14 protein-coding genes are annotated in these 13,536 nt (G+C 68.1%); all 14 read right to left on the bottom strand.

Annotation, left to right across the window (positions count from 1 at the left end):
- Positions 1-14: 14 nt before the first annotated feature.
- Positions 15-1,013 carry an ABC transporter permease gene (locus tag RBB34_RS11165; protein WP_306119304.1) on the bottom strand — a complete coding sequence of 333 codons (999 nt, stop codon included), beginning with the start codon at positions 1,011-1,013 and terminating at the stop codon, positions 15-17.
- Positions 991-2,511: a sugar ABC transporter ATP-binding protein gene (locus RBB34_RS11160; protein ID WP_306119303.1), complete on the bottom strand. Its 1,521-nt coding sequence runs from the start codon at positions 2,509-2,511 to the stop codon at positions 991-993. The genes RBB34_RS11165 and RBB34_RS11160 overlap by 23 nt, the downstream gene beginning before the upstream one ends.
- 55 nt (positions 2,512-2,566) lie before the next feature.
- Entirely contained in the window at positions 2,567-3,493 is a 927-nt protein-coding gene (locus RBB34_RS11155; RefSeq protein WP_306119302.1) for a substrate-binding domain-containing protein, read from the bottom strand.
- Between the two features lie 167 nt (positions 3,494-3,660).
- On the bottom strand, positions 3,661-5,103 hold the full coding sequence (locus tag RBB34_RS11150) for an FGGY-family carbohydrate kinase (RefSeq protein WP_306119301.1): 1,443 nt from the start codon (positions 5,101-5,103) through the stop codon (positions 3,661-3,663).
- Between the two features lie 106 nt (positions 5,104-5,209).
- Positions 5,210-6,223: an AraC family transcriptional regulator gene (locus RBB34_RS11145; protein WP_306119300.1), complete on the bottom strand. Its 1,014-nt coding sequence runs from the start codon at positions 6,221-6,223 to the stop codon at positions 5,210-5,212.
- A gap of 153 nt (positions 6,224-6,376) precedes the next feature.
- Positions 6,377-7,249 (bottom strand): formyltetrahydrofolate deformylase, encoded by an 873-nt coding sequence (gene purU, locus RBB34_RS11140; protein WP_306119299.1) that lies wholly within the window; start codon positions 7,247-7,249, stop codon positions 6,377-6,379.
- 81 nt (positions 7,250-7,330) lie between these two features.
- Positions 7,331-8,152, bottom strand: a complete 822-nt coding sequence (locus tag RBB34_RS11135; protein WP_306119298.1) for an alpha/beta hydrolase — start codon at positions 8,150-8,152, stop codon at positions 7,331-7,333.
- Positions 8,153-8,166: 14 nt separating this feature from the next.
- On the bottom strand, positions 8,167-9,369 hold the full coding sequence (pcaF, locus tag RBB34_RS11130; protein WP_306119297.1) for a 3-oxoadipyl-CoA thiolase: 1,203 nt from the start codon (positions 9,367-9,369) through the stop codon (positions 8,167-8,169).
- A 3-nt stretch (positions 9,370-9,372) separates the two neighbouring features.
- Positions 9,373-9,774: a RidA family protein gene (locus RBB34_RS11125; protein ID WP_306119296.1), complete on the bottom strand. Its 402-nt coding sequence runs from the start codon at positions 9,772-9,774 to the stop codon at positions 9,373-9,375.
- On the bottom strand, positions 9,775-10,179 hold the full coding sequence (locus RBB34_RS11120; RefSeq protein WP_306119295.1) for a thioesterase family protein: 405 nt from the start codon (positions 10,177-10,179) through the stop codon (positions 9,775-9,777).
- A 2-nt stretch (positions 10,180-10,181) separates the two neighbouring features.
- A complete protein-coding gene (locus tag RBB34_RS11115) occupies positions 10,182-10,871 on the bottom strand; it encodes an ABC transporter ATP-binding protein (RefSeq protein WP_306119294.1) in 690 nt (229 codons plus the stop codon).
- The gene (locus RBB34_RS11110) at positions 10,868-11,623 is read right to left on the bottom strand and encodes an ABC transporter ATP-binding protein (protein WP_306119293.1); all 756 of its coding nucleotides are present in this window, start codon (positions 11,621-11,623) and stop codon (positions 10,868-10,870) included. Before RBB34_RS11110 ends, RBB34_RS11115 begins: the two co-directional genes overlap by 4 nt.
- Positions 11,616-12,599, bottom strand: a complete 984-nt coding sequence (locus RBB34_RS11105) for a branched-chain amino acid ABC transporter permease (RefSeq protein WP_306119292.1) — start codon at positions 12,597-12,599, stop codon at positions 11,616-11,618. Before RBB34_RS11105 ends, RBB34_RS11110 begins: the two co-directional genes overlap by 8 nt.
- Position 12,600: 1 nt before the next feature.
- Positions 12,601-13,518 (bottom strand): branched-chain amino acid ABC transporter permease, encoded by a 918-nt coding sequence (locus RBB34_RS11100; RefSeq protein WP_306119291.1) that lies wholly within the window; start codon positions 13,516-13,518, stop codon positions 12,601-12,603.
- Positions 13,519-13,536: the final 18 nt, after the last annotated feature.

Genomic DNA, 13,536 nt, shown 5'->3' with positions numbered 1-13,536 from the left:
GCAAAAACCCGCCCTTACCGCGTCTGTTTGGAAAGGCTCGAAAAGGCCACGGCGGCGACCACGATCCCGCCGACGAGGATCTCGCGCACATAGGAATCGACGGCCATCTGCGTCAGGCCATTGTCGAGAATGCCCAGGATCAACACGCCCACCAGCGTTGCCAGCACGCGCGGTTCGCCCTCCTCGCTCATCGTCATGCCCACGAACACCGCCGCGATCGCATCGAGCATCAGCCCGGACCCTTGCGTCGGATTGGCCGAGGCGACACGGCTGGCATACATAAGCCCGGCGATCGCCGCGCCCAGCCCGGTCAGCGCGAACGCGCTCATGCGCAGCCGCTTGACCTTGACGCCGGCCAGCTTGGCCGCCTCGCGATTGCCGCCGATCGCATAGAGCCGGCGGCCGTAGATCGTCTGTTCGAGCACGAACCAGACGATGAACAGCACGATCAGCGCGATCACCGTCAGCCAGGGCAGGCTGAGCCCGGCAAGGCCGACCGGCTCCAGTGAAATCCCCGACCGGGCAAAGCCGCTGAAGGCCGAGGGGATGTCCCGGCCGAAAATCGTCCGGCCGTCGCTGACCACGAACGCCACACCCGACAGGATGGTCAGCGTGCCGAGCGTTGCAACGAACGGCAGGATGCCGATGATCGAGACCAGAAACCCGTTGGCGAGCCCGCCCACAAGGCCGACCGCGAGCGCCGCCGCAACGCCCGCCCAGACCGGAAAGCCTTGCGCGAACAGCACCGCCGCCACCACGCCGGCCAGCGAGGCCATCGAGCCGACCGACAGGTCGAAATCGCCCATCACCATGACGATGGTCATGGTGAAGGCGACCACCGCCAGCATGGAAATCTGCTGGGAGACGTTGATCAGGTTGCGCGGCGTCACAAAGGTGTCGGGCAACTGCCAGGCGAAAAAGCCGATGATCGCGAAAAAGCCGATCAGCGTGCCATAGCGCCTGAAGAGCGTGATCACGGCCATCGTGTCCTCACGCTGCCGCATGACCGCCATGGGCCTCGTCATAGAACCGGCCAAGCAGGTCCGCCGAGGTCAGCCCATCGGTCGCGACGATCTCGCTCTGCCGGCCGTCCAGCAGGATCAAGATGCGATCGCACAGCCCGATCAGCTCGGTCAGTTCCGACGAGGTCAGCACCACGGAACAGCCCTGCCCGCTCAACTCGCGGATGAGCGTATAGATGTCGAACTTGGCGCCCACATCGACGCCGCGCGTCGGCTCGTCGAGCAGCAGCAGGCGCGGCGCGGCGCCGACGGCGCGGGCGAACACGACCTTTTGCTGGTTGCCGCCCGAGAGCTGGTAGACCGGCTGGGCGAGCCCGTCCGATTTCAGCCGCACAACGCCGCCCATCTCCGCGGTCAGCGCCCGCTCCCGCCGGCGATGGGCGATGGTGCCGGCGCGGCTCAGCGCGGTCAGATGCGGCAGGACGACATTGTCGGTGATCGGCCGGGCCAGCATCAGCCCCTCGCGACGGCGCTCGCGCGGCACATAGGCCACGCCATGCGTCCAGGGATCGCTCGGATCGGCAAGGCCGGGCGCCGAGGCGATCTCGACGCGGCCCGACCGGCGTGTGCCGAGCCCGAGCAGCATCTGCAGAAGTTCGCTCTGACCGGCATTGGCGAGCCCGCCAATGCCCAGGATCTCGCCCTCGCGAAGCGCGAAATCGATGCCGCAGAGCACCTCGGTCGAAACATCGTCGACCCGGCAGACGACGCGCTCGCCGACCGGCGTCGTGCGCGGCGGAAAGGCGTCGGCGACGTCGCGGCCGGTCATGAAGCGGATGATCTGGTCCTTGCCGGTTTCCGAAACCGGCTTCGTCGCCACGTGCCTGCCGTCGCGATAGACGGTGACCGTGTCGCAGATCGCCATCACCTCGTTCATGCGGTGCGAAACGTAGAGCACCGAGGCGCCTTCGCTTTTAAGCGTCTCGATGACGGCGAAAAGCTTGTCGCACTCATCACCGGTCAGCGACGCGGTCGGTTCGTCCATCACGAACAGCCGCGCGCCCTCGCCGGTCGCCGACAGCGCCCCGGCGATCGACACCAGCATCTGGTCGCCGGCGCTCAGCCGGCCGATCTTCGTGCGCGGATCGATATGGCCGACGCCCAGCCGGTCGAGCGCGGCGTGCGCCTGCGCGTTGAGCGCGGGCCAGTCGACCGCGACGCCAAACCGGCGCGGACAGGGCTTGCCCATGGCCATGTTCTCGGCGACCGAAAGATGAGCGACGACATTGAGCTCCTGGTGGATGAAGCGGAAGCCGAGGTCGAAGGCGTCCTGCGCGCCGCGCAGCGCAACCGGCCGGCCATCGACCGTCATCTCCATCGTGTCGGGCGCGACGACGCCGGCCAGGATCTTGATCAGCGTCGACTTGCCCGCCCCGTTCTCGCCCATCAGGGCATGCACCTCGCCGCGCGCCACCGTCAGCGACGCGCCCTTGAGCGCGCGGGTGCGGCCATAGGTCTTGGAGACGTTGTCGATCGCAAGAAGGCTCATCGCGTCGCTCGGGCGCAGGCATGCGGGCCGGCGGCGGACCGGCCCGCACCGTCAGTCACTGCTCGTCGACATTGGCGGCGGTGATCAGCTTGGTGGGCACATAGATCACCGACTGGCGCAGTTCCTCGCCATTGACGAGCCGCTCGACCGCGTCGGCCGCGCGCGCGCCGATGCCCACGAAGTCCTGCGCCATGGAGGCTTCGAAATTGCCGCCCGCGGCGATGGCGTCGCGCGCCTGCGGATTGGCGTCCATGCCCACGATGACGATGCCCTCATCGGCGCGGCCGGCATCCTCGATGGCCTGCAGCGCGCCCAGCGCCGGCTGGTCCCAGGCGGCCCAGACCGCATCGATCGAGCCCGCTTCGGGATTGGCGGCGAGCAGCGCCTCCATCCGGGCGCGGCTGTCGGCGATGCCGCCATCCTGCACGTCGGGCGTGATGCGGTCGATCACCTCGATGTCCGGATGATTGGCAAAGACAGCATCGGCGATCACCCCGCGTATCTGCACCGGCGGAAACGCGTCGAAGACGAACATGACGACACGCCCCTCGCCGCCGATGCGGTTGGCGACATAGACCGCCGTCTCGGCGGCCATGGCATAGCCGTTCGAGGTGACGTTGGTGGCGAGCAGCGGATGGCTGCCCGCATCCATGCCGACCACCGGAATGCCGGCATCGGCCGCGCTCTGCAGCCCCGCCTCTACCTGGGCGGGGTCGACATTGATGACGATGGCATCGACACTTTGCGTCACCGCATCCTCGATGCGGCTGATCACGGCCGCGACATCGCCGGCGGTATCGACCACATTGACGTCCCAGCCCTTTGCCTCGGCCTCGGCGGTGAAGCCGTCGACATAGAACTGCGTGCCCGGCTGGGCCAGATAGGGCGTGATCACGGCGACGCTCTGCGCCAGCGCCGGTCCGGCCATGGCGAACGCCAGCGCCAATGCGCCGGCGGCCATCGTTGCGATTGGTCTGAACATTTTCGTCCTCCCTCGACATGCGTTTCAGATGCGTGTGATAGGCGCCGACGGGGCAAAATCCTACCGCAATGTGCGCCCATGCGGCACCGCCCGGCCCGAACCGTGGCCGAAAGCGGTGCTTTCGTGCAGGATACGGACAGAGCGGGCGTGATCGGCCAGCACCGGGGTCACCGCCGGTTGTTGTTGAAATAGGCGCGCTTATAGCGGGCGAAGCGCTCGTCGTAATACGGCGCCATCGCCGGATCGGGTTCGTAGACACGGTCGATGGAGACCAGCGCGTCGAACGCCTCCGCCAGCGAGGTGTGAAGGCCCGCCGCAACGCTGGCGATTCCGGCCGCGCCCAGAACGCCCGGATCGGTCACCGCCACGCGCTCCAGCCGCACGCCGAGCACGTCGGCGCGGATCTGGTTCCACACATCGGAGCGGAACCCGCCGCCCCCGCTGCGCACCGATTGCGGGGCCTGCACGGCCGATTGCCGCAGCGTGTCGAGCAGCCAGCGCGCCGAATGGGCGACACCCTCATAGACCGCCCGCGCCAGCTCCGGCGCGCCGGCGCTGGCATCGAGTTCAAGGAACATGCCGCGCGCATCGGCATCCCAGATCGGGGCGCGCTCGCCCTGAAGGTGCGGCACGAACAGCGGCACATGCGCTCTGGCCCCGGCCCTTGCGGCCAGATCGGCCATGGCGTCGGGCGCAATGCCCATCAGCCGGCAGAACCAGTCCTTGGAGGCGCCGCCCGACTGCGTGGGCCCGACATGGAGCCTGATTCCCTCGCATCGTGGAAAGGCGATCACGCCCGGCGTCGGCGCGACATCGTCCGAAACGATGCCGACGATCTCGCTGGTGCCCGACAGGTAATAGGCCTGGCCGGGCGCGGTGACCCCGACGCCCAGCATGCCGCTCCACGCATCCATCGTGCCGATGGCCACCTTGAGCCCCGCGCCGGGAAGGCCCTGCCGGACTTCTCCGGCAATCGCCGTCATCGGCGCGATCGGCACGAGCCGCTCGGCCGCCCCATCGACGAGCGACAAGAGCGGGGCGACATGGCAAAGGCCAGGATCGATCAGCCCGACATTGGAGATCGGATCGGTGAGCCGTGCGCCGGTCAACCGGCCGATGCAGAAGTCCTTGGGCAGCAAAACCTTGTCCGTGCGCGCCCAGATGTCGGGGGCATGCCTTGCCATATGCGCCATGCGGCTCAGGCAGTGGCTGGCATCGACCGGCAGCGGTGCGCCCCACCAGGCGAGCTTGTCGGCCTCGGCGATCCGCCCATCCAGTTCGGCCGCCTCCGCCGCCGCGCGCCCGTCCTGCCAGACGATCGCCGGCGCCAGCGCCCGCCCTTCGGCATCGACGAAGACATGGGTGTTGACCTGCGAGGAAAGACCCAGCGCGTGCACGCGCGCCAGATCGACATTGGCCTGGAATTGCGACAGCGCCGCCAGCACATGGCGCATCCAGTCCTCGGGGTCCTGCTCGACGCGCCCGCCCTGCTGCCGTGTAATCGGATATTGGCCGACATAGCGGTCGACGATGGCGCCATCGGCATCGAAGACGGCCGCCTTCACCGCCGTGGTGCCGACATCCATGCCGATCAGATAGCCGTCGTCCATCGCGCTCCCCCTTGTGGCGCCGGAGGGTTATCGGCGCGCCGCATCCGCTTCAAGGCAGGTCGGCATCTTTGCCGCACAATCCGGACAATGCGGACGGCCGACCCGCTCAGCCCTGCCGGCGCAGCGTCGTCGAGGGCGCCTCGCCATAGCGCTCGCGATAATAGCGCGAGAACCGGCCCATATGCCCGAAGCCGCAGGCCCGCGCGACCGTGGCGACGGGCGCCTGGCCCGCCTTGAGCAGGTGCCGCGCCCTTTGCAGCCGCGCATCGAGCACATAGTGCATCGGCGTCTTGCCAAGGAAGCGCCTGAAGCCTTCATAGACCGCCCGCTCGCTGACCCCGGCAATGGCAGCCAGCCGGCCGACCGTGATCTCCCCGTCCAGATGGGCGCCGATATGCGCCCGGCAGCGCTTGATATGCGCAGGCAGGATGCACGCCTCCTCGCGCGCGATCCGGCCCGTGCCGCAGGTCAGGAAGTCGCCGATCAGCGCGTCGATCACCGCGCCCGAAAGCGTCGTCGCATCGCCCTGGGACCGCTGGCCGTCGACCGAGCGCTCGAACTCGGCCAGCAACAGGCCCATCAACTGCCGCACGCGCCAGCCCGAAGCGCTCGCAAGGTCGAGTTCGGGATGGAAAAGCGGCCAGCTTTCGTCGTCTTCGCCGCCACCCGTCGCCATCCGCCAACGCGCCATCAGCGCCGCCTTGTCGATCTTGAGCATGATCTGCGTGGTGCCGGGCAACCAGTGCGACCGGATCCGCCGGCCCGGCGAGATGACGATGCCCCGCCCCGCCCCCGAGCCGTACCGGCCCGAGCCTATGGCGATCTCGGTGCGCCCGGTCAGCGGCATCTCGACCATGTAGAAATTCTCGAAATCGCCCGGATCGATCCGCACGCCGGCGCCGTAGCGCAGCACGTTGAAGCTGCCTTCGGGCACCGCCATCGCCGCGTGGAAGAAGTCGAACCGGCCGGCGCCCGAAACCGGGCGCAGATCGTGCCGCTTGTAGCGCGCGGTCATCGCCCGGCGCGCATGGGCCTCGTCGCGCGTGGCGATGGCGGCAATGCCCGCGCGCGCCGCTTCCAGTCGGCGCACGATATCGATGCCGTCGCTGTCCAAGGCCACGACCAGGGCTGCCTCCCGAAGGCCGGTTGCGATCGGCCCAATATGAAGCCGCGCGCGGCCAAGTCAAACGGGCCAAGTCGAACAGGCCAGGCCGAGCAAGCCAGTCCGAACCGGCCAGTTCACAAGCGCAAGGGCATTCCCGGGCCGGCCCGATCAGGGATAGAAGACAACCGTCCGGCTGCCATTGATGAACACCCGGTCCTCGGCATGCAGGCGAATGGCGCGCGAGAGCACCCGCGCCTCTACGTCGCGCCCGCGTGCGACCAGGTCGGACGGATCGGACGTATGGCTGACGCGCACCGTGTCCTGTTCGATGATCGGTCCCTCGTCCAGATCGGGCGTGACATAATGGGCCGTCGCGCCGATATGCTTGACGCCGCGGTCCCAGGCCCGGTGATAGGGCTTGGCGCCCTTGAAGGCCGGCAGGAAGGAATGGTGTATGTTGATGATCCGCCCGAAATGCCGGCCACTGAAGCCGTCCGACAGGATCTGCATGTAGCGCGCCAGCACGATCAGTTCGGCGCCGGTGTCGTCCATGATCGCCTGCAGCCGGTCTTCCTGCTCGAGCTTGTTGTCGCGGGTGACCGGCAGCAGGTGGAACGGTATGCCGCGCCGCTCGCTGTCGGCCTGCGAATCGGGATGGTTCGAGACCACCGCCTTGATGTCGATGGGCAACTCGCCCATGCGTGCGCGGTAGAAGATGTCCTGCAGGCAGTGGTCGAATTTCGACACCATCACGATCGTCGGCACGGGCCGGTCCTTGTCGGCGACGTTCACCTCGGCGGCGAACTCGGCGGCGAAGGTTTCAAGGAAGGCATCGAGCCTGGATCGGTCATCGGTCCGCGTCGCCACGCACTCGATGCGCATGAAGAACCGCCCCTCGCCCGACTCGCGGTCCGTGCCCGGCTCGGGCTCGTAGAACTGCGAACTCTCCAGGATGTTGTAGCCGAGCGAACTCAGCCCGGTGGAGATGCCGGCGACGATGCCCAGGCGGTCCCGGCAGATGATCTTGATGATGAGCGACATGGATGGCGAATTTCGATCTGAAGGCGTCGGTGCGCGTGCCGCTTAGCGCAGTTCGGCTGAAGTTGGAACACGCCAGCGCGCTCAGATCGCGCCGGTGATCGCGACCGTCAGCGCGCCCTGCGGATCGGCCATGGAATCGAGTATGTTGAAATGGTGCCGGTCCGGCTCCTCGATCTCGGCGACGCGCATGCCGAGCCCCGTCCAGATATTGGCCATCAGCCGGCTCTGCCGGATGAACTCGTTGCGCTCGCCGGCGCCGACCCAGGTGACGAGCTCGGCCGAACCGGCCGGCCGCTTGAGCGCCGGGCTCAGGGCGGCGGCGGTCTCGGCGGTCAGGCGCAGATCGTCATTGAGCTTCGTGTTCAGCAGCGGGCGCAGATCGTGCAGGCCCGAGATCGAGACGACCCGCACGATGCGATCCACAACGGCGGGCGACAGCGGCGTGTCCTCGCAGATCATCGAGGTGGCCAGATGTCCACCGGCAGAATGACCCGCAAGGCGGATCGGCCCGGCGACCATGCCCGCCGCCGTCTCGATGGCCGCGCCGATGGCGCGAACGATCTCGCCGATCCCCGCATCGGGGCATAGCGGATAGGACGGCACCGCCACCGCCCAGCCCTGCGCGCGTGCGCCGCCGGCCAGATGCGACCAGTAGGACTTGTCAAGCTTCACCCAGAACCCGCCATGGACGAAAACGACAAGGCCTTTGGGCTCGCCCTGGGGGCGAAAGAGGTCGAGCACATGGCGTTCGCCGGCGCCATAGGCGATGTCGCGTTCGCCGCCATGGACCGCGCGGAATGCCTCAGCCGGGCCGACCCAGCGTGCCGGCCATTGATCGCCGGCCGGGATGTTCGGCCCGTTGGCATAGGCATCGTCCCAGTCCGAAATGGCATGAAAGATCATGGCCCTGCCTCGCGTCACGCTTTGCGCAGGGCGAGCGCCACGCCCTGCCCCACGCCCACGCACATGGTGCACAGCGCGTTGGCGTGATCCCGAAGGCGCATTTCGAGCGCCGCCGTGCCGACCAGCCGTGCCCCGCTCATGCCCAGCGGATGGCCGAGCGCGATCGCCCCGCCATTGGGATTGACGTGCCCGGCATTGGGATCGATGCCGAGCCCGCGCAGCACCGCGATCGCCTGACTGGCAAAGGCTTCGTTCAACTCGACGAGCTCGAAATCGGCCGGCGTCACGCCGAGCCGCGCGCACAGTCTCTCGGTCGCCGGCACCGGCCCGACCCCCATCACCGCCGGCTCGACGCCGGCGCTTGCACTGCCGGCGATCTCGGCCAGCGGCTCCAGCCCGTGGCGCTCGACCGCCGCTTCGGAGGCGATCAGCAGCGCCGCCGCCCCGTCATTGACCCCCGAGGCGTTGCCGGCGGTCACCGTGCCGTCGTCGCGAAACGGCGTGGGCAGCTTGGCGAGCTTTTCGAGCGAGGTCTGGCGCGGATGCTCATCGGTGTCGACCGTGACCGGCGGGCCCTTGCGCTGGGCGATCTCGACCGGGGCGATCTCCCGGGCCAGGCGGCCCGAGGCGATGGCAGCGGCCGCGCGCTCCTGGCTTGCCAGCGCGAACCGGTCCTGGTCCTGACGGGTCACACCATGGGCTTCGGCGACGTTCTCGCCGGTCTCGGGCATGGAATCGATGCCGTATTGCGCCTTGATGACCGGGTTGACGAAGCGCCAGCCGATGGTGGTGTCGAAGATTTCGGCCTGCCGCGAAAAGGCGGTCTCGGCCTTGCCCATCACGAATGGCGCGCGCGACATGCTCTCGACGCCGCCGGCGATGACCAGATCCGCCTCGCCGCAGCGGATCGCCCGCGCCGCCGCCGCCACCGCGTCCATGCCCGAACCGCACAGGCGGTTGACGGTCAGGGCCGGCACGGTGACCGGCAGTTCCGACAGCAGCACCGCCATGCGCGCGACGTTGCGGTTGTCCTCGCCGGCCTGGTTGGCGCAGCCCAGGATCACCTCGTCGGTCGCGGCCCAGTCGAGCGACGGCCGGCGCGCCATCAGCGCCCGGATCGGATGGGCGGCCAGATCGTCGGCGCGCACCGCGGACAGCGCCCCGCCATAGCGGCCGATCGGCGTGCGGATATAGTCGCAGACATAGGCGCGGGGCATGCCTTACTCCTTCGACAGGACGGCCGTGGCCTCGATCTCGACCAGCGCCTCGTCCTCGACGAGCGCGCTGACGACGACCATGGTCATCGCCGGAAAATGCTTGCCCAGCACGCGGCGATAGGCCTGGCCGACCTCCTTTTGCCGGGCGACATACTCGCGCTTGTCGGTGACATACCAGGTCAGCCGCACGATATCCTCCACGCGCCCGCCGGCCGCCTCGACCACCGCGCGGATGTTGCGCAGCGCCTGTTCCATCTGGCCGACGAAGTCATGGGCCTCGAAACGCTGTTCGGCGGTCCAGCCGATCTGTCCGCCGATGAACAGCCGGCCATCCTCGGTCAGCATGCCGTTGGCATAGCCCTTTGCCGGTGCCCATCCCTGTGGCTGGATGATCCGATGACCCATCTAGTTCTCTCCGATTTCCCTGTTGATTGCCGCGCGCAACCGGTCCGGCCACCGTTCGGGCCGGCCATTGGCGTTGACATTGACCAGTGTCGAACTGGCGGTGAAGCGGGTTTGCTCCCCGCATGTCGCGGTGAACGCCAGATCCGCGCTCGCCCCGCCGATGCGAGTGCATTCAAGCGTGATGACCAGATGGTCGCCATGCCGGCTGGGCGCGGTAAAGGTCGCCTGGATCTGCGCGGTCGGTACGCCGCCATCGGGATGCATGCCCTCGAACGGGGCGTCGAGCCGGTCGCAGAACCAGGCCTCGACGACATCGTTGATCATCTCGAAATAGCGCGGATAGAAGACGATCCCGGCGGGATCGCAGTGCTTGAACAGCACCTTCTGCGCAAAGCGGTAACTCATTTTCATACACCCAAATAGCGGTCGGTCAGATCGTCGGTGAGCGCGTCCATCGCCCCGCTCCACACCTGCTCGCCGCGCTGCACGATCACGGCGCGGTCGGCGACCGCGCGCAGTTCCTTGAGCGACTTGTCGACGACGAGGATCGCCAGCGCCGTCTCGGCCTTCAGCCGCGACACCGCGGCCCAGATCTCCTGACGCACGATCGGCGCCAACCCCTCGGTCGCCTCGTCAAGGATCAGCAGGCGCGGATTGGTCATCAGCGCGCGACCGATGGCGAGCATCTGCTGCTCGCCGCCCGACAGCGAAGCGGCCGACTGGTGCCGGCGTTCGGCAAGGCGCGGAAACAGCCCGGACACGGTGTCGAAGGTCCAGTGGCCCGACCGGGCGGCGGCAAGAAGGTTCTCGGCGACCGTCAGATTGGCAAAGCAGCGCCGCCCCTCGGGCACCAGTCCGATGCCCAGTTGCGCCGCCCGGTGCGAGGGCATGCGGTTGAGCACCTGCCCGTCGAATGCGATCGTGCCCGACTGCACCGGCAGCATGCGGCAGATGCAGCGGATCGTCGTCGTCTTGCCCATGCCGTTGCGGCCCATCAGCGCGACCACCTCGCCGGGCGCAACGGTCAGGCTGACGCCGAACAGCGCCTGGCTCGCGCCATAGGACGCGGTGATCTCCTCGACGTTCAGAAGGCTCACGCGGCGTCCTCCTCGCCAAGATAGGCGCGGCGCACTTCCGGATGGGCGCGGATCTCATCGACCGTGCCCGAGGCGATGATCTGGCCATAGTCGAGAACCGAGATCCTGTCGGCGAGCGCGAAGACCGCGTCCATGTCGTGCTCGACCAGCAGGATCGGCGCCTCGTGGCGCAGCCCGTCGAGCAGGCCGGTCATCTCGGCGACGCCGTCCGCGCCCATCCCGGCCATGGGCTCGTCGAGCAGGAACGCCTTGGGGCGCAGCGCCAGCGCCATGGCCAGCTCCAGCCGGCGGCGCTCGCCATGGGCGAGATCGGAGGCGCGCACCGCCTCGCGGCCGCCAAGATGGGCGCGCTCGATCTGCAATCGGGCGGCCTCGGTCACCGCCCGGTCGGACAGCGCGCCGCGCAGGAAGTGAAAGCTGGTGCCGCGCGCGCCCTGCACGGCGAGGACGACGTTCTGCAGCACCGTGAACTCGGCGATGACGGCCGAGATCTGGAAGCTGCGGCCAAGACCCATGCGCGCCCGCTCGACGGTATCGAGCGCAGCAACATCGCGGCCCAGGAACTCGATCCGCCCCGAATCGGGCCTCAGATTCCCGGCGATCTGCTTGATCAGCGTGGACTTTCCGGCCCCGTTCGGGCCGATCAGCGCGTGGATTTCGCCAAGCCGCAGATCGAGCGAGACCCGGTCGCAGGCGCGCAGCGCGCCGAACGCCTTGGAGACGTTGTCGACCTTCAGGATCGTCTCAGTCATGGGCGACCTCCCGGCCGGCCAGCGTGCCGATGATGCCGCCGCGCGCGAACAGCACGACCAGCAGGAGCAGGGCACCGACGAAGACCAGCCAGTAGTCGGACACACCGCCCAGGAAATGCTCGAGCGCGATGAACAGCGCCGCGCCGGCCACCGGGCCGTAGAGCCGGCCGACGCCGCCCAGGATGATGAAGATCATGATCTCGCCGCTGGTCTGCCAGGACAGCATGGAAGGGCTGACGAAGCGGTTCAGGTCTGCGAACAGCGCGCCGGCGAGCCCGGTGATCATGCCCGAGATGACGAAGGCGGTCAGGCGCAGCCTGAACGGCCTGATCCCCACGGTCTGCACGCGCTCGGCGTTCTGGCGCGCCGCGTTCAGCGCCAGGCCGAAGGGCGAGCGGCCGAAACGGTGCGAGAACCACAGCGCCAGACCCAGGATCACATAGCAAAGCGCGAAGAACTGGATCGGATCGAGCGTGTTCAGGCCCGGAAACTCGTTGCGCACATAGATGACCAGCCCGTCCTCGCCGCCATAGGCCGGCCAGGAAATGGCGAAGAAGAACAGCATCTGGCCGAAGGCCAGCGTGATCATGATGAAATAGACGCCCGACGTGCGCAGGCTCAGCGCGCCGATCACCAGCGCCGCCAGCCCGGCGACGATGACCGCCACCAGCCAGATCACCGGCATGAACTTGGTGCCCTCGATGATGAAGGGCGCGCTCATCAGCGGCGTGAAGGTCTGCGCGTGATGGGCAAGGATCCCTGCCGCATAGCCGCCAAGGCCGAAATAGGCCGCATGGCCGAAGCTGATCAGCCCGCCATGGCCGAGCGCGATATTGAGCCCCACGCCCGCCAGCGCGAGGATCACGGCCTTGGTGGTCAGCGTGATGATGAAGGGCTCGCCGGCCAGATGCGCCCAGACCGGCACGGCGACAAGGCCCAGCGCGATCGCCGCGTTCAGAAGCGTTTCGCGGCCCATGTCAGCGCACCCCGTAAAGGCCGGAGGGGCGCACCACCAGCACGGCGGCCATCAGGATGTAGATCAGCATGGAGGCAAGCGCCGAGCCGACCGCATTGGCATCCGAGGCGGTCATGACCAGGCCGAAGGCCTGCGGCAGCAGAAAGCCGCCCAGCGTGTCGGTGAGCCCGACCAGGATCGCGCCGATCAGCGCCCCCTTGATCGAGCCGATGCCGCCGATGACGATGACCACGAAGGCCAGGATCAGCACGGGCTCGCCCATGCCCACCTCGACCGACTGGATGGCGCCGACCAGCGCCCCGGCGAAGCCGGCCAGCGCCGCGCCCAGCGCGAAGACGATCGTGTAAAGCCGGGTGATGTCGACGCCGAGCGCGGCGATCATCTCGCGGTCGCTCTCGCCGGCACGGATCTGGATGCCGAGCCGGGTGCGCGCGATCAGCACGAACAGGAAGGCCGCCACCGCCAGCCCGATGCCGATGAGCACGAGCCGGTAGAACGGATATTCGATCCCGCCGGGCAGCGTGACCGGCCCGGACAGCCAGTCCGGCAGGTCGAGATAGAGCGGGAACGAGCCGAAGACGTAGCGTGTGCCTTCCGAAAAGATCAGGATCAGCGCGAAGGTCGCGAGCACCTGGTCGAGATGGTCGCGGTCATAAAGGCGGCGAATGACAGCCATTTCGACGAGGGCGCCCGCCGCCGCGGCCGCCGCAAGGCTCGCCGCCAGCGCCAGCAGGAACGAGCCGGTCTGCGCCGCCACCCAGGCGGCGGCGAACGCGCCGATCATGTACAGCGAGCCATGGGCGAGATTGATCAGTCCCATCACGCCGAAGACCAGCGTCAGCCCGGCGGCCATCAGGAACAGCATGACGCCGAACTGAAGGCCGTTGAGCACCTGTTCGATCAGGAGAATCGACGACATGGGGCGGCTCGGTTGCGG

It is taken from the genome of Roseitalea sp. MMSF_3546, from assembly GCF_030732865.1.
GTDB lineage: Bacteria > Pseudomonadota > Alphaproteobacteria > Rhizobiales > Rhizobiaceae > Roseitalea.
Note: the sequence above shows the minus strand (reverse complement) of the source record. Positions and strands in the feature narration are given on the sequence as shown.